We start from the raw sequence: 15,483 nt of genomic DNA on the forward strand, positions 1-15,483 counted from the left end.
CGGGACGTGCACGACGCCCCCGGGGCCGGTGGCCCGCAGCGATCGCGGCCCCCTCATCCGCGGCACGCCCCCACGAACCGCGCCGCCACCTCGGGCCGGGACGCCCAGTGCGTGTGCAGATAGCTGGCGTGCACGCCCCGCTGCACGAACCCTTCGACCCGGCGCTCCGGCCGCACCATGCCCCACGCGGGCGTCGGCCCGGCGCCCGGGTCGATCACCGTGCGGTGGAACTCGTGTCCCCGCAGCCGTGTTCCGGCGGCGGCGAGCGGGCTGTCGCCCACCGCGACGGCCTCGCGGTAGCCGAGCGTCAGCCGGCCCGACATCCGAGCGTCGGCGTCCAGCACGCCGCACATCGGCTTGCCGTCCAGGGACCGGGCCAGATACAGCAGCCCGGCGCACTCGGCGGCGATGGGCGCCCCGGAGCGTGCCAGCTCGGCGACCTCCTTGCGCAACGGCTCGTTCGCGGACAGCTCGGGCGCGTACACCTCCGGGAAGCCGCCGCCGATCACGACGCCACGGGTCCCCTCCGGCAGCCGCTCGTCCCGCAGTGGATCGAACCCCACGACCTCGGCCCCGGCGGCGCGCAGCAACTCCACGTGCTCCGCGTACGAGAACGTGAACGCCGCCCCGCCGGCGACCGCCACCACCGGCGGCCGCGTCCGGCCGGCGGGCAGCCGCTCGTCGACGCCCGCCACCCACGGCGCCTCGTGCGGTTCGGGCGCGCTGCGCGCCAGCGCCAGCAGCGCCTCCAGGTCGCACCCCTGCCGGACCTGCTCCGCCATCGACGCCACCGCGTCCACCGCGTCGGCGTGGCGCTCGGCCACCGGCACGAGCCCGAGGTGCCGTGACGGCGTCGCCACCTCGGCCGCCCGCCGCAGCACGCCCAGCACCGGCACCCCCGACTCGCCGAGCGCCTCCCGCAGCAGATGCTCGTGCCGGTCCGTGGCGACCTTGTTGAGGATCACCCCGCCGATCCGTACCTCCGGGTCCCACGACGCGAACCCGTGCACCAGCGCCGCCACCGAACGCGACTGCGACGACGCGTCCACGACCAGCACCACCGGCGCCCGCAGCAGCTTCGCGACCTGCGCCGTCGATGCCAGTTCTCCCTGGTCGGCGGCGCCGTCGTACAGCCCCATCACGCCTTCGACGACGGCGAGTTCGCAGCCGAGCGCCCCGTGCAGGAACAGCGGGGCGATCAGGTCCGTGCCGCACAGGTACGCGTCGAGGTTGCGGCCGGGCCGCCCCGTGGCCAGCGCGTGGTAGCCGGGGTCGATGTAGTCGGGGCCGACCTTGTGCGGGGACACGGCGTAACCCCGCTCGGCGAACGCGGCCATCAGGCCGGTCGCCACCGTGGTCTTGCCCGCGCCCGAGGACGGCGCCGCGATGACGAGACGTGCTACCACTCGATGCCCCGCTGGCCCTTCTGCCCCGCGTCCATGGGGTGCTTGACCTTCGACATGTCGGTGACCAGGTCGGCGAAGTCGATCAGCTTCTGCGGCGCGTTCCGGCCGGTGATCACCACATGCTGGGTGCCCGGCCGCTCGCGCAGCACCTCGATCACCTCGTCGGTGTCGATCCAGCCCCAGTGCAGCGGATACGCGAACTCGTCGAGCACGTACAACCTGTGCGTCTCGGCGGCCAGGTCCCGCTTGACCTGCTCCCAGCCCTCACGGGCCTTGTCCTCGTTGGACTGCTCGCCCTCCGCGGGCTCGCGCTGGATCCACGACCAGCCCTCGCCCATCTTGTGCCAGGCGACCGTGCCGCCCTCGCCGCTGGCGCCCAGCACCTTGAGCGCGTTCTCCTCGCCGACCTTCCACTTCGCCGACTTCACGAACTGGAACACCCCGACCGGCCAGCCCTGGTTCCACGCCCGCAGCGCGAGACCGAAAGCGGCCGTCGACTTGCCCTTGCCGATGCCCGTGTGCACGAACACCAGCGGCCGGTTCCGGCGCTGCCGGGTGGTGAGCCCGTCGTTCGGTACGACGGACGGTTGTCCCTGCGGCATTACGCGGCCCTCCTGGTGGCGGATACGTCCCGGACGTCCTTGACGAGCCCGGCGATCGATTCGGCCCGCAGCTCGTCGAGCGTCACGGCGCTGCCGCCGAGCGACCCGGCGAGCGTGCCGGCCAGGCCGAGCCGTACCGGCCCGGCCTCACAGTCCACGACGACGGCCGCGGTTCCCTCCGCGGCGTGCAGCCGTGCCGCGCGCAGAGCGGACGCGAACGCGTCCCCGCTTCCCGTGCCGGTGGCCCGGCCGTCGGTCACGACGACCAGCAGCGGCCTGCGCGAAGGGTCACGCAGCCGCTCGATACGCAGCACGTCCCGGGCCTTCAGCAGCCCCTCCGCGAGCGGGGTGCGGCCGCCCGTCGGCAGCGACTCCAGCCGCACCGCCGCCGCGTCGACCGACGAGGTGGGCGGCAGCGCCAGCTCCGCGCCCTTGCCGCGGAAGGTGATCAGCCCGACCTTGTCCCGGCGCTGGTAGGCGTCCAGCAGCAGCGACAGCACCGCGCCCTTGACCGCGCCCATCCGCTTCCTGGCCGCCATCGAACCCGAGGCGTCCACCACGAAGAGCACGAGGTTCCCCTCACGCCCCTCCCGGGTCGCCTGCCGCAGATCGTCCCTGCGCACCACCAGTCCCCGGCCGCGGCGCCCACGGGCGCGCTGGTGCGGGGCGGCGGCCTGCACGGTGGCCGTCAGATGCAGCTTCGTGAGGGCTCCCCGCGGCCGTTGAGCGCCGGTGGTACGGCCCTGCTCGGTACGCGCCCGGGACCTGCGCCCCGCCGCGCCCTCGCCGAGACCGGGCACGCTCAGCATCTTCGTGCGGAACGGCTCCGCGGCCCGTACGGGCTGCTGCTCGGAGCCGCCCCCTCCGGCCGCTGCCGGTTGCGCCTCGGACCCGGCTGCCTCATCCGCGTCATGTCCACCGCCCTGCGGCGGCACACCGCCACCGCCTCCGGGCCCGCCCTCCGGGCCGGGATCCGGGTCCGGGTCGGAATCCGGGTCGGAATCCGGGCCCGGGCCCGGGCCCGAATCCGGGTCGGGACCCCGCTCGTCGTCCCCGTTGAACTCGTCCAGCGTCTCGTCGAGCTTCGACTCGTCCAGACCGGGCGCGTCGAACGGGTTGCGCCGCCTGCGGTGCGGCAGGGCCAGCAGCGCGGCCTGCCGTACGTCCTCCTCAGTGACCTCGTCCCGTCCCGCCCAGGCTGCCAGCGCGGTCGCCGTACGGGCCATCACGATGTCCGCACGCATGCCGTCGACCTCGAACGCCGCGCACGTCGCCGCGATCTGGCGCAGGGCCACATCCCCGAGCACCACGCGCGGCAACAGAGCCCGCGCCGCCACGATCCGCTCGCGCAGCGCCTCCTCCTCGGCGGCCCAGCGCGCCGCGAAGCCGGCCGGGTCGTCGTCGTACGCGAGCCTGCGGCGTACGACCTCCACCCGCAGATCGGGATCGCGGGACGCCGCGACCTCGACGGTGAGCCCGAACCGGTCCAGCAACTGGGGACGCAGCTCGCCCTCTTCGGGGTTCATGGTCCCGACGAGCAGGAAGCGGGAGGCGTGCCGCACGGAGACGCCCTCACGCTCGACGTACGAGGCGCCCATGGCGGCGGCGTCCAGCAGGACGTCCACCAGATGATCGTGGAGCAGATTCACCTCGTCGACGTAGAGGATCCCGCGGTGCGCGTCCGCGAGCAGGCCGGGCTCGAATGCCTTGACACCCTCCGCGAGCGCCCGCTCGATGTCGAGCGCGCCCACGAGCCGGTCCTCGGAGGCGCCGACGGGCAGCTCGACCATGCGCGCCGGCCGCGCCGTCGCCGCACCGCCCGCGTGCGGGCCGTCCGGGCACGTCGGGTCCGGCGCGGCGGGCGCGCAGGAGAAACGGCACCCGGCGACGACCTGGACATCGGGGACGAGCGAGGCGAGCGCACGCACCGCGGTGCTCTTCGCGGTGCCCTTCTCACCTCGCACGAGCACTCCGCCGACCGCCGGACTGACCGCGTTGAGCAGCAGGGCCAGCCGCAGATCGTCCATCCCGACGACCGCGGTGAACGGGTAGGGGGTGCTCATCCTTTGATCACTCCTTCGCGGGAGTCGCACCGACGGCGCGACTCACTTGTTTTCCGCCGAGAGCGGCGGACGGCGGGGGCAGGGGCGGAGCGCGGCGAGGGTCTGCCGCAGGCGCGGGTCGTGCCGCCGGCGCCGCCCCCCGCCCGCAGGAGGCTCACGGCGCCCCCGGCGGTACGAACGGCAGTCCCGCCGGCGCCCCGGCCTCGATCAGCCGCATCAACGCCGACGTGTCAGCGTGCTCTTCGATCAGATCCCCCAGTCGGTCCAGCTGCTCCTCCCGCAGTGCACCGAAGCTCGTGCCGGACGCGGGCACGAACCGCCGCCCGGACTGCGCCGCGACCTCCCGCAGGAAGGCCCGCCGGAAGCCGTCGCTCTCCAGTGACCCGTGCCAGTGCGTCCCCCACACCGCGCCCACCCGGCAGCCGTCCAGGAAGGGCTCTCCACCGAGGACCTCGGCGACACCGTGATGGATCTCGTAGCCCTCGACCCGTTCCCCGAGTGCTTCGCCGACGGGCCGCGCGAGGGTCTTCTCACGCGCGAACCGCACCCGTACCGGCAGCAGTCCGAGCGCCGCGACCTCGCCCGCCCTCGACTCGACCTCGTCCTCGATGTGCCGGCCGAGCGCCTGGAAGCCGCCGCAGATGCCCAGCACCGGCCGGCCCTCGGCCGCCCGCCGCGCCAGGGCGTCCGCCAGCCCGCGTTCCCGCAGCCACGCCAGTGCCCGGACCGTTCCCCGGGTGCCCGGGACCACCACCAGGTCGGCGTCCACGAGTTCCTCCGCGCGGTCCACGAACCGCACCACGACGCCCGGTTCGGCCGCCAGCGCGTCCACATCGGTGAAGTTCGACATCAGCGGCACCGCGCACACCGCGACCCTCAGCACGTCCTCACCGACGGGCGCGGCGACCACCGACTCCCGTACCGCGCCGCGCAGGGACACCCTGAGGCCGTCCTCCTCGTCGATGCCGAGTCCGTGGGCGTACGGCAGCACACCGTAGGTCGGCCGCCCGGTCAGGCCGCGCAGCATCTCGAGCCCCGGCTCCAGAAGCGACACGTCACCGCGGAACTTGTTGACCAGATAGCCCGCCACGAGCGACTGGTCCTCGGGGCTCAGCAGCGCCGTCGTACCGAAGAACTGCGCGAACACGCCTCCCCGGTCGATGTCGCCGACCACCAGGACCGGTAGCCGTGCCGCCCGCGCGATGCCCATGTTCACGATGTCCGTGCGCCGCAGATTGATCTCGGCCGGGCTGCCCGCCCCTTCGCAGATCACAGCGTCGTACGTGCCCCGCAGCTCCTCCAGGCACGCCATGACCGGCTCGAAGAGTTCTCGTTGCCGGTTCCCGTGGTAGCCCTTGGCGCTCATCTCCCCGACGGGCCTGCCCATCAGTACCACCTGGCTGGAGCGATCGCCGCCCGGCTTGAGCAGTACGGGATTCATCAGCGCGGTGGGCTCCACGCGGGCGGCCTGCGCCTGCATGGCCTGTGCCCGCCCGATCTCGGCGCCCTCACGGGTCACGAACGAATTGAGGGACATGTTCTGCCCCTTGAACGGCGCGACCTTCACACCCTGCCGCACCAGCCACCGGCAGATCCCGGCGGTGACGACGCTCTTGCCCGCGTCCGAGGTGGTCCCCGCGACCAACAGCCCACCGCTCATGCCCGTCTCCGTTTCAGTGCCCCCACGCCGAGCCGTGCGCCCGCGCAGACCGCCAGGGCCAGCAGGCCCACCCGGTGCGACAGCCGCACCGCCCGTGTGATGTCGCCGAACTCCACCGCGCGGCCCTGCGCGCCCAGCACCGGCCGGTGTTCGACCCGACCGCCGTAGGAGAGGGTCCCACCCAGCCGTACGCCCAGGGCACCCGCGAAGGACGCCTCCACGGGGCCCGCGTTGGGGCTCGGGTGCTTGGCGGCGTCGGCCCGCCAGGCCCGTACGGCGCCCCGCGGGTCCGGACCGCAGACGGCCGCCAGCACGGCGGTCAGCCGGGCGCCCGGCCAGCCGGCCACATCGTCGAGGCGGGCCGACGCCCAGCCGTAGCGCCGGTAGCGCGGCGACTTGTGGCCGACCATCGCGTCCAGGGTGTTCACCGCCCTGAAGCCCACCAGCCCGGGCACGCCCGCCACGGCGCCCCACACGAGGGCGCCGACGACCGCGTCGGAGGTGTTCTCCGCGACGGACTCCACGACGGCGCGGGCGATCTGCTGCTCGTCCAGGGCCTGCGGGTCGCGCCCGCACAGATGGGGCAGCCGCTCGCGCGCCGCCTCGACGTCCCCGGCCGCCAGCGCCTCGCCGACGGCCGCGGCCTCGCGCCCGAGCGTCGTACCGCCGACGACGGCCCAGGTCGCGGCGGCGGTCAGGGCGACCGAGGCGACGGGTGAGCGGCGTACGGCGCGGGCGGTCAGGGCCGCCGCGGCCACGGCTCCGCCGGCGCACACCGCGGTGTGCAGGGCGCCCCGGCCTCGGTGGTCGCGCCACAGGGCACGCTCGACGGCGCCCGCTGCCCGCCCGAACACGGCGACCGGATGCCCCCGGCGGGGATCGCCCAGGAGTCGGTCGCCGAGGAGGCCGGCTGCGGCGCCGTACAGGAAGACGCGGTCCGCGCGCACCGGATCAGCGTTCCGAGGGGAGATGTCCGGAGGGACGGTGTCCGACGGACAGGGCAGTACCGCGACCGGGCATGGCAGGAGTCCTCACTCAGGGTCCGCGCCCTGGTTCGACGTGACCGGCGGCGAGAGTTCCTGGCTCCCCGGGTGTTCCCGGGTGACAGTGGCGGGACCGCGCCGGATTCGCACCGGACTTCCTCTTCTGCCGCCGTTGATGGCCCCGGCAGTCCACCATGTGCGCGAACGCCCGTCAACTCGCCCTTGACCTGCGACGGGACAGTGTGCGGAGTCCCACACCGGCGGACGCGCGAAGGCCGGGCCGTACCCACCCGCGGTGCGTACGGCCCGGCCTCCGGGCGGCTGTCCGACGTCAGGTGACGATCAGATAGATCCCGTAGGACACCGCCGCCGCGCAGAGCGCGAAGCAGGCGTACGCGCCGGTGCGGGCCAGCACGCCGGAGCCTGCGGTCTGCGTGCCGGACTGCTGCTTGGACAGGCTCACGATGCCCAGGGTGAACAGGCCCACCAGGGCGACGGTGGCGACGAGGCTGACGCCGAACACGGAGCCGAGAGCTACCCAGTCGATCTTCATACTGCTGCTTCCTTACACCGCGGCCGGACGGACCGGCTCGGAGTCGGCGGGGGCCGGGAGAGTGGTCTTCAGTTCGCCGGCGGGCGGCGGGATGACGGCCGCGACGGCGTCCGTGACGACGTCCGCGGGCTCCTCGGTGTCGACGTCGTTGACGTTGGTGTGGTTGACGATCTGGCGGCGCGAGATGACCCAGATCGCGATGCAGGAGGCGACGAGGAAGACGGCGACGGCCGCGACACCCCAGCCGCCCTGCTTGGTGACGAACTCGGACATCGCCGCGACGAGTCCGGCGGCCGGCAGGGTCAGACCCCAGGCCACGAACATCCGGGTGGCGGTGGACCAGCGGACCACGCCGCCCTTGCGGCCGAGGCCCGCGCCCATGACGGCGCCCGAGCAGGAGTGCGTCGTCGACAGCGAGAAGCCGAGGTTCGAGGAGGCGAGGATCACGCTGGCAGCGCTGGTCTGGGCGGCGAAGCCCTGCTGCGGCTGGAGGTCGGTGAGCCCCTTGCCCATGGTGCGGATGATGCGCCAGCCGCCGAGGTAGGTGCCGAGTGCGATCGCCAGACCGGCCGAGACGATGACCCACATCGGAGGGTTGGACCCGGGGGCGAGGACGTTGCCGGCCACCAGCGCCAGCGTGATGATGCCCATGGTCTTCTGGGCGTCGTTGGTGCCGTGCGCCAGGGAGACGAGGCCGGCGGAGGCGATCTGCCCCGCGCGGTACCCCTTGGCGGTGGCCTTCGCGTCGGTGTTCCTGTCGACCCGGTACGTCAGCCGTGCCGCCAGCATGGCGGCGAGGCCGGCCACGACCGGCGCGGCGATGGCCGGGATGAGCACCTTGGTGACGACGACGCCGCCGTTGACCCCGGCGAAGCCGACCGAGGCGACCGTGGCGCCGATCAGACCGCCCATGAGGGCGTGCGAGGAACTGGACGGCAGGCCGACCAGCCAGGTGACCAGGTTCCACAGGATGGCGCCGACGAGCGCCGCGAAGATGACTTCAGGTGTGATGCCTGATTCGTCGACCAGTCCGCTGGAGATGGTCTTGGCGACCTCCACGGAGAGGAAAGCGCCGACGAGGTTCAGAACGGCGGACATGGCCACCGCGCTCTTGGGCTTCATGGCGCCGGTCGAGATGGTCGTCGCCATCGCGTTGGCGGTGTCGTGGAAACCGTTCGTGAAATCGAACACGAGAGCTGTCACGATCACGATCGCGAGCAGCAGTGTGATGTGTTCCATTTACCCAGGCAATCGTTTGACGTCATTGACGCGAGGACCGTAGGCAACCTGGATGAACGGAAGGTGAACTGGGTCGGACTTCGCGGTGACCCCAAGTGGGGTCGGCTGATTCCGCTTGTCTGATTCTCCGCCCCCGCGCCGCTCACGGCAGCCACTCGAACACCCTCCGTGTCTCCATGCCGTCGTATACGGCTGGCAGGATCCCCGGTATGACTGATGAGGCGACCGGTGAGGCAAGTGGTGGGGCGCCCGGCCGGGCGCGGTGGAACGGGATCGGGCAGGCATGGCGGGAGCTTGTGGACACCGCCCGCAGAACGGCTGCCGAAGGACTCGTCGTCGGCACGTCGGGCAACGTCTCGGTCCGCGTCGGCGACGTGGTCCTTGTCACACCGACCGGAGTGCCGTACGACCGGCTCACGGACCGGGACACCGTCGCCGTCGACCTCGACGGCACACAGATCCTCGGCGACCTGTTGCCCACGAGCGAGCTGCCGTTGCACCTGGCGGTTCATCGCGAGACCGGCGCGCGCGCAGTCGTGCACACGCACGCCGTGCACGCGACCGCCGTCTCCACGCTCGTCCCCGAACTCCCGTCGATCCACTACATGACCGCCGCGCTCGGCGGCCCGGTCCGCGTCGCCCCCTACGCCCTCTACGGCACAGAGGAACTCGCCCGGAACATGCTCCACGCCCTGCGCGACCGTACGGCCTGCCTCCTCCAGAACCACGGGACCGTGGCCTACGGGGACACCCTGTCCCAGGCGTACGACCGCACGGCGCAACTGGAGTGGATGTGCCGCGTCTGGCTGACGGCGTCCTCCGTCCCGGGCCGCACCCCGAACCTCCTGACACCGCCCCAGCTCCAGGCGGCCGCCGCCCGCCTCTCCGGCTACGGCCAGCCACCCGCCTGACCCACCCGCCACCGGCCTGACGCCACCCGCCTGACGCCTGACGCCTGACGCCTGACGCCTGACGCCTGACGCCTGCGGCGCTTCTTCCCCACCCGGCCCCTTCCCGAACCGGGCAGGCCCGGACTCCGGTGCCATGCTTCGCGCGGGGTCCGCAATCTCCTCCTGCGGCCTGGCGGCCGCAGGAGGTGCCCCCGGTCGGGCTCATGTCGCGCAGCGACATCCAGCCCCGCCGGCGGTTGAGGCGCGCGTCCGGGCGGACCCCGGCTCGGGAAGGGGCGGGTGGGGGAACTCCGCGCAGTGGCCCGCCCCCGCGGGGGCGACACGCGGCCGCCCCCGCCCCGCCCACCGCCCACGCAGCGACACGCGCGGCTCCTCCCACTGGCCCCCGGCCCCGCCCGCCCCGACACTGGACCCGTGCGCCCCGCTACAGCGACGGCAGCGGCCGTCACCACACTGATCGGCGTCGGTGCGGCCGCAGTCGCGGCCGGCCGCTACGCGAGCCACGCCGCGCTGCGCGGGGCCCGAAGGCCCCTGCCGGGCGATCCCCGGCTCACCGTCCACGCCACGGCCCCCGGCCGGGTCGTCCTGACCCGCAGTCCGGCCTCGCTGCGACCGGGGACCTACGGAATCGAGGGGCCCGGCGTCCATGCGGTCGTGGGCCCCGTGCTCGACGGCGTCGCGCACGACGCGGACACGGTCGTGCGCCGGCTCGTGCGTGTCACGGAGGGCCGGCTGGAGCCCGGTACCCGGGTCCGGCTCACCCCGCAGGTGCACAAGGGCGACCCGTCCGCAGCGCTCGGCATAGAGCACTCCGACATCCTCGTCCCCGGTGAACTCGGCGCGCTCCCCGCCTGGTTCGTACCGGGCGCACGTGCCACCTGGGTCATCGCCGTGCACGGCCTCGGCACCACCCGGGAGCACACCATGAACGTGCTGGACTTCCTGCGCGGCCAGCAGTTCCCCGTCCTGTCCCTCGCCTACCGGGGCGACGAGGGCGCCCCCCGGCCTCCGGACGGTCTGGGCCACCTCGGCGACTCCGAATGGCGCGACCTCGACGCGGCCGTACGGCACGCGGTCCGCCACGGCGCCGAGCGTGTCATCGTCCACGGCTGGTCCGTCGGCGCCTCGATGGCCCTGCACGCCGCCGCCGACTCCGGCCTGCGGGACCGGATCAGCGGTGTGGTGCTGGACTCGCCGGTCCTCGACTGGGAGGCGACCGTGCGCGGCCTGGCCGCTGCCCGCAGGACCCCCGCCCCCCTGCTGCCGCTGGCGGTGCGGGCGGCGCAGGGCCGCACCGGGATCGGGCACGGCGGCCGGCTCGCCGAAGCCGTCGACCCGCGGTCGCTGGAAGTGCCGACGCTGATCTTCCACGGCCCCGACGACTCCCTGGCCCCCTGGCACCGCTCGCGCGAACTCGCCGACCGGCGTCCCGATCTGGTCACCCTCCACACGGTCCCCGCGGCTCCGCACGCCGCCATGTGGAACGCGGACCCGAAGGCGTATCACGAAGTCCTCCGCCGCTTCCTCACTCCCCTCATGTAAGTGCAGGCCGGGCGGCCGCGTGGCCCGGTCCGCGAGGTTCCGTTTGGGCTTTCGGCCCGTCAACGGGAAGACTGCACCCTGTGACGTCCCGAAAGCCTGATGAGCAATTGGCGCGCAACTCCAGACTCCGTCTTGTCCGCCCGCGGTCCCTGGCCACCGCACGAAGGGCCGTGACGACCGGGCGCACGCGTCCGGCGCCCCGGCCCCCGGAGGGCACGCCCGCCCCTGCCGAGCTCGCGCGCCAGGCGAGGGCGGTGCTCGCCGATGCCGTGCGGGTGGCCCGCTGGGCGGCCGTGGAGCGCGGCCCCGGCGCGGCCAGTTCGATCGCGGAGGCACGGGAGCGGGCCGCGGCCGCGCTGGACATGTCCGCGGACGAGGTACGCGCGGGCTGGGACCGTGCCCGCCTCGCCGGCCTCATCGAACTTCACGGCGAAACCGCACGCCCCGGCTGGCGGCTGCGTGCCTGGGACCGGGACGACATGGCCGTACTGCGCGGCTGGGTCGCGCTTTTCGACGCCTGGTCACTGGTCCACCCGGTGCCCGGGGACGTGGCTCCCGCGACGGTCGCCGAGGTGGTCGAAGCCGTGCCCCAGGTGCTCTCCCTCCTCCAGCTGTCGGCAGGGCCCGTACTCAAGCCCGCCCTGGCCGACCTGCTCCAGCAGCGCGTCGCCGAACTCCGTGGGGAACGCTGTGAGGTGCCCTGCGGCACCCGGCCCGAACCGGGGGCCGCGCCGAGTGCCGAAGAGGCTCCCGTCGCCGCCCTCCTGGACTGGGCCCTCGAAGGGCTCTCGGCCGTCGGTGCCCTGACCCTCGAGCGCGGCCAGGCCACCCTCACCCCGCTCGGCAACTGGGCGGTGTGGGTCAAACTGGAGCAGATCTGCGTCGCCGCGCAGAGCCCCGCCGGCAACATCGAGCAGTCCGCGGAGGACATGCTCCGCGGCTGCGCACGCCTCACCCCCGGCCCGGCCCGCGCCGAGTACCGCGCCTGGCTGGCGGCACGCACCGTCTCCAGCGCCGTCGCAGAGCTGCTGGCCGTCGCCCGGGGCGAGGACGCCCTGCTGCGCGGGCTGGCCTTCGAAGCGCTGCGCGTGGTCGGCGCGCCCGCCGAGACCGAGGTCCGAGCGGCCGTGGCCGAACCGTCCCTGCGCCCGTATGCCTTGCTGTGGCTGGCCGAGTACGAGGGGGCGGACCCGGACGACGCGGCCGATGTCCTCACCCGTGAGGAAGCGACCTGGCTGTGGGTGGACACCGCGGCCGCCGTCGCCGACCACGGGGAGCCGCAGCTGCTGCTGCGGCACCTCGATTCGGCGGTGCAGGGCACGGTCCCGGCCCTGCTCGACGAAGTCCGCGCCGGCGGTCATCCCCGTACGGTCCAGGTCCTGGTCGCCCTCGCGGCCGCGCACCCGGACCCGGCGCTGGCCAAGGCGGTGCGCAGGGCCGCCTTCCAGGTGCACACCGGCGGCGTCTGACTGCGGTGCGGCGGCAACGGGCGGCGGCCGGTGCCCACCACGGTCCGGCGGGGCCACGGCACGGTCTACGCGGCCCCCGCCGGCCCCGGCGCGTACGTACCGAAGCTCCAGACATTGCCCTCGAGGTCGCGGGCCATGTAGTCCCGTGATCCGTAATCCTGGTCGGTGGGCGGCATGACGATCTCCGCGCCGTGCTCCACCGCTCTGCCGTGGTGCGCGTCGACGTCGTCGACATGGACGAACAGACCGACCGGGCCGCCGCCTTCCATCAGCTTGTCGAACTCGCTGCCGGTGCCCTTGGTGCCCAGCATCACCATGCCGTTTCCCTGCGTCAGCTCGGCGTGGAGCACGCCGCCGTCCTCGCCTTCGTACACCGCGTGTTCGGAGAAACCGAAGGTCTCGGTGAGCTGTCTGATCGCGGCCTTGGCGTCCGCGTACAACAGCGTCGGGCAGATGCTCGGCGACTGAGTCATTCCGACCACTCCTCAACTTGCTCGACAACACAGATGTGATCTGCGTCTCAGTCTGGCACCCGCCACTGACAACGCGGCTTTGCCGCACGTGTCGACGTTCCGCGTCGTCGCCCGGCGGGGTGCTGCCCGGGCTTCCCTCGGCCGGGGGAAAGCACTTGCACCGTCCCGTTAGACTGGGCCGCATGGCAATTCTCCTTGTGCATTAGACGGCGTAGAAGCGTCTGCAGCCCGTCCCTTCCGCCGTCCATACCGCCCTGGAGTCTTCCCCGTGATCACCGCATCCGGTATCGAGCTGCGCGCCGGCGCGCGCGTCCTCATCGAATCCGCTTCCTTCCGCATCGCCAAGGGCGACCGCATCGGCCTCGTCGGCCGCAACGGAGCGGGCAAGACCACGCTCACCAAGTGCCTCGCGGGCGAGGGCGTGCCCGCCGGCGGCACCATCACCCGGTCCGGCGAGGTCGGTTACCTCCCGCAGGACCCGCGCACCGGTGACCTCGACGTCCTCGCGCGTGACCGGATCCTCTCCGCCCGCGGCCTCGACACCCTGATCCGCAAGATGCGGCAGAACGAGGAGCGCATCGCCACCGGCCAGGGCACCACCCGTGAGAAGGCGCTGCGCCAGTACGAGCGCCAGGAGACCGAGTTCCTCACCAAGGGCGGGTATGCCGCGGAGGCGGAGGCCGCCACCATCGCGGCGGCGCTCGGCCTCCCCGACCGGGTGCTCGGCCAGCCGCTCCATACGCTCTCCGGCGGCCAGCGCCGCCGCGTCGAGCTCGCCCGCATCCTCTTCTCGGACGCCGACACCCTGCTGCTCGACGAGCCCACCAACCACCTCGACGCCGACTCCATCGTCTGGCTGCGCGACTACCTGAAGACCTACCGCGGCGGTTTCATCGTGATCTCCCACGACGTCGACCTGGTGGAGACCGTCGTCAACAAGGTCTTCTACCTTGACGCCAACCGCGCACAGATCGACGTCTACAACATGGGCTGGAAGCTCTACCAGGCGCAGCGCGAGGCGGACGAGAAGCGGCGCAAGCGCGAACGGCAGAACGCCGAGAAGAAGGCCGCCGCGCTCAACTCGCAGGCCGACAAGATGCGCGCCAAGGCCACCAAGACCGTCGCCGCGCAGAACATGGCCCGTCGCGCCGAGCGCCTGCTGGCCGGTCTCGAGGAGGTACGCATGGCCGACAAGGTCGCCAAGCTCCGCTTCCCCGAGCCCGCGCCCTGCGGCAAGACGCCACTCAGCGCGGAGGGCCTGTCCAAGTCGTACGGGTCGCTCGAGATCTTCACCGACGTGGACCTCGCCATCGACAAGGGGTCCCGCGTCGTCATCCTCGGCCTCAACGGCGCGGGAAAGACCACGCTGCTGCGCCTGCTCGCGGGTGTGGAGACGCCGGACACCGGCAGGGTCGCCCCCGGGCACGGCCTCAAGCTCGGCTACTACGCCCAGGAGCACGAGACCCTGGACCCCGACCGCACGGTCCTGGAGAACATGCGCTCCTCCGCGCCGGACCTCGATCTCGTCGAGGTGCGCAAGACGCTGGGTTCGTTCCTCTTCTCCGGCGACGACGTCGACAAGCCCGCCGGTGTGCTCTCCGGCGGCGAGAAGACCCGGCTCGCCCTGGCCACCCTCGTCGTCTCCTCCGCCAACGTCCTGCTGCTCGACGAGCCCACCAACAACCTCGACCCGGCCAGCCGCGAGGAGATCCTCGGGGCGCTGCGCACCTACAAGGGCGCGGTCATTCTCGTCACGCACGACGAGGGAGCGGTCGAGGCGCTCGAGCCGGAGCGGATCATCCTGCTCCCGGACGGTGTCGAGGATCTGTGGGGAGCGGACTACGCGGACCTGGTGGCCCTGGCCTGACGGCCTTCAGGGCGGTCCCGCACCGGTGCGCGACCGCCCGGACGCTCTTCGCGGCCCCCGTATGGATCTCCGTATGGATCATTCGGCCTACAAGTGATCCATCATCTGTGTGAGAGCGTCTCGTATCGCGGCGTGGCGGCTGGTGAACCGCAGCAGCCAGGACCGCTGCGGCGGTGCCTCTTCCATGGCGGCTCTGACCTGGTCTTTCCGTCGTCGGCAGGTCGCGGCGCGGGCATACGCCCGACCGGAACGCAGCATTCCGTTCGTGGTGGTCTCCTGTCGCAGGGCAAAACGCTCCGTACTGACCTTGTCGAATGGGTGGCCAGGATGCCCGGGAGGGGTGATCATGGGAATTCCAGAGCGCACTTCCCATGAGGAGGCACGGGTGGCCGAGACTCTGAAGAAGGGCAGCCGGGTTACCGGCGCCGCGCGCGACAAGCTCGCGGCAGACCTGAAGAAGAAATACGACTCCGGTGCGAGCATCCGGGCGCTGGCCGAAGAGACCGGCCGCTCCTACGGATTCGTCCACCGGATGCTCAGTGAATCCGGAGTCGTCCTGCGAGGACGCGGCGGAGCGACGCGAGGCAAGAAGGCCGCTTCGGCCTGACGGCCCCGTCGACTGCGAGGCTGCTTCTCCGGCCCGTCGGTTCCACGGTGGGCGCCTGGTCGGTCTCCAGGGCCGATCAGGCGGTTACTGTGCAGTAGCTTACCCTTC

At 72.8% G+C, this 15,483-nt stretch carries 13 protein-coding genes and 1 riboswitch; of the genes, 5 read left to right on the plus strand and 8 right to left on the minus strand.

Translation table 11 applies throughout. The annotated features are described in order from the left end of the window. Nucleotides 1–53: 53 nt before the first annotated feature. The 7 genes from AB0903_RS22930 to AB0903_RS22960 all read right to left on the minus strand — a co-directional run bounded on the left by AB0903_RS22930 (nucleotide 54) and on the right by AB0903_RS22960 (nucleotide 8,506). A complete protein-coding gene (locus AB0903_RS22930) occupies nucleotides 54–1,406 on the minus strand; it encodes a cobyrinate a,c-diamide synthase (protein WP_366705578.1) in 1,353 nt (450 codons plus the stop codon). Further along, nucleotides 1,400–2,008, minus strand: coding sequence for a cob(I)yrinic acid a,c-diamide adenosyltransferase (gene cobO, locus AB0903_RS22935; protein WP_366705580.1), 609 nt, complete (start codon nucleotides 2,006–2,008; stop codon nucleotides 1,400–1,402). The genes AB0903_RS22930 and cobO overlap by 7 nt, the downstream gene beginning before the upstream one ends. Continuing rightward, a complete protein-coding gene (locus tag AB0903_RS22940) occupies nucleotides 2,008–4,071 on the minus strand; it encodes a putative cobaltochelatase (protein ID WP_366705582.1) in 2,064 nt (687 codons plus the stop codon). The genes cobO and AB0903_RS22940 overlap by 1 nt, the downstream gene beginning before the upstream one ends. A gap of 154 nt (nucleotides 4,072–4,225) precedes the next feature. After that, nucleotides 4,226–5,731, minus strand: coding sequence for a cobyric acid synthase (locus AB0903_RS22945; RefSeq protein ID WP_366705584.1), 1,506 nt, complete (start codon nucleotides 5,729–5,731; stop codon nucleotides 4,226–4,228). Then, nucleotides 5,728–6,678, minus strand: coding sequence for a cobalamin biosynthesis protein (locus AB0903_RS22950; protein ID WP_366705586.1), 951 nt, complete (start codon nucleotides 6,676–6,678; stop codon nucleotides 5,728–5,730). The genes AB0903_RS22945 and AB0903_RS22950 overlap by 4 nt, the downstream gene beginning before the upstream one ends. A 106-nt stretch (nucleotides 6,679–6,784) precedes the next feature. Next, nucleotides 6,785–6,915: riboswitch (cobalamin riboswitch) on the minus strand. A 130-nt stretch (nucleotides 6,916–7,045) separates the two neighbouring features. After that, nucleotides 7,046–7,267, minus strand: coding sequence for a hypothetical protein (locus AB0903_RS22955; RefSeq protein ID WP_366705588.1), 222 nt, complete (start codon nucleotides 7,265–7,267; stop codon nucleotides 7,046–7,048). Nucleotides 7,268–7,279: 12 nt separating this feature from the next. Further along, nucleotides 7,280–8,506, minus strand: a complete 1,227-nt coding sequence (locus tag AB0903_RS22960; protein ID WP_366705590.1) for an inorganic phosphate transporter — start codon at nucleotides 8,504–8,506, stop codon at nucleotides 7,280–7,282. 209 nt (nucleotides 8,507–8,715) lie between these two features. Between AB0903_RS22960 and AB0903_RS22965 the strand changes: the two genes are divergently transcribed. The 3 genes from AB0903_RS22965 to AB0903_RS22975 all read left to right on the plus strand — a co-directional run bounded on the left by AB0903_RS22965 (nucleotide 8,716) and on the right by AB0903_RS22975 (nucleotide 12,428). Then, the gene (locus tag AB0903_RS22965; protein WP_366705592.1) at nucleotides 8,716–9,417 is read left to right on the plus strand and encodes a class II aldolase/adducin family protein; all 702 of its coding nucleotides are present in this window, start codon (nucleotides 8,716–8,718) and stop codon (nucleotides 9,415–9,417) included. Nucleotides 9,418–9,831: 414 nt separating this feature from the next. Then, a complete protein-coding gene (locus AB0903_RS22970) occupies nucleotides 9,832–10,959 on the plus strand; it encodes an alpha/beta fold hydrolase (RefSeq protein WP_366705594.1) in 1,128 nt (375 codons plus the stop codon). A 170-nt stretch (nucleotides 10,960–11,129) separates the two neighbouring features. Next, nucleotides 11,130–12,428, plus strand: coding sequence for a hypothetical protein (locus AB0903_RS22975; protein ID WP_366705596.1), 1,299 nt, complete (start codon nucleotides 11,130–11,132; stop codon nucleotides 12,426–12,428). Nucleotides 12,429–12,493: 65 nt separating this feature from the next. Here the strand turns inward: AB0903_RS22975 and AB0903_RS22980 are convergent, their stop codons facing one another. Beyond that, nucleotides 12,494–12,901, minus strand: coding sequence for a VOC family protein (locus tag AB0903_RS22980; protein ID WP_366705598.1), 408 nt, complete (start codon nucleotides 12,899–12,901; stop codon nucleotides 12,494–12,496). Nucleotides 12,902–13,169: 268 nt separating this feature from the next. Between AB0903_RS22980 and AB0903_RS22985 the strand changes: the two genes are divergently transcribed. Together AB0903_RS22985 and AB0903_RS22990 are read left to right on the plus strand one after the other, a co-directional pair. Continuing rightward, a complete protein-coding gene (locus AB0903_RS22985) occupies nucleotides 13,170–14,768 on the plus strand; it encodes an ABC-F family ATP-binding cassette domain-containing protein (protein ID WP_366705600.1) in 1,599 nt (532 codons plus the stop codon). Nucleotides 14,769–15,153: 385 nt separating this feature from the next. Then, the gene (locus tag AB0903_RS22990) at nucleotides 15,154–15,375 is read left to right on the plus strand and encodes a helix-turn-helix domain-containing protein (RefSeq protein ID WP_005319113.1); all 222 of its coding nucleotides are present in this window, start codon (nucleotides 15,154–15,156) and stop codon (nucleotides 15,373–15,375) included. Nucleotides 15,376–15,483: the final 108 nt, after the last annotated feature.

The sequence above is a fragment of the Streptomyces sp. NPDC048389 genome (assembly GCF_040706335.1).
Lineage (GTDB): Bacteria > Actinomycetota > Actinomycetes > Streptomycetales > Streptomycetaceae > Streptomyces.

Coding starts and splice junctions, on each gene's coding strand:
- AB0903_RS22965 (WP_366705592.1), top strand. CDS start 8,716: ATGACTGATGAGGCGACCGGTGAGGCAAGTGGTGGGGCGCCCGGCCGG.
- AB0903_RS22945 (WP_366705584.1), bottom strand. CDS start 5,731: ATGAGCGGTGGGCTGTTGGTCGCGGGGACCACCTCGGACGCGGGCAAG.
- cobO (WP_366705580.1), bottom strand. CDS start 2,008: ATGCCGCAGGGACAACCGTCCGTCGTACCGAACGACGGGCTCACCACC.
- AB0903_RS22980 (WP_366705598.1), bottom strand. CDS start 12,901: ATGACTCAGTCGCCGAGCATCTGCCCGACGCTGTTGTACGCGGACGCC.
- AB0903_RS22940 (WP_366705582.1), bottom strand. CDS start 4,071: ATGAGCACCCCCTACCCGTTCACCGCGGTCGTCGGGATGGACGATCTG.
- AB0903_RS22955 (WP_366705588.1), bottom strand. CDS start 7,267: ATGAAGATCGACTGGGTAGCTCTCGGCTCCGTGTTCGGCGTCAGCCTC.
- AB0903_RS22960 (WP_366705590.1), bottom strand. CDS start 8,506: ATGGAACACATCACACTGCTGCTCGCGATCGTGATCGTGACAGCTCTC.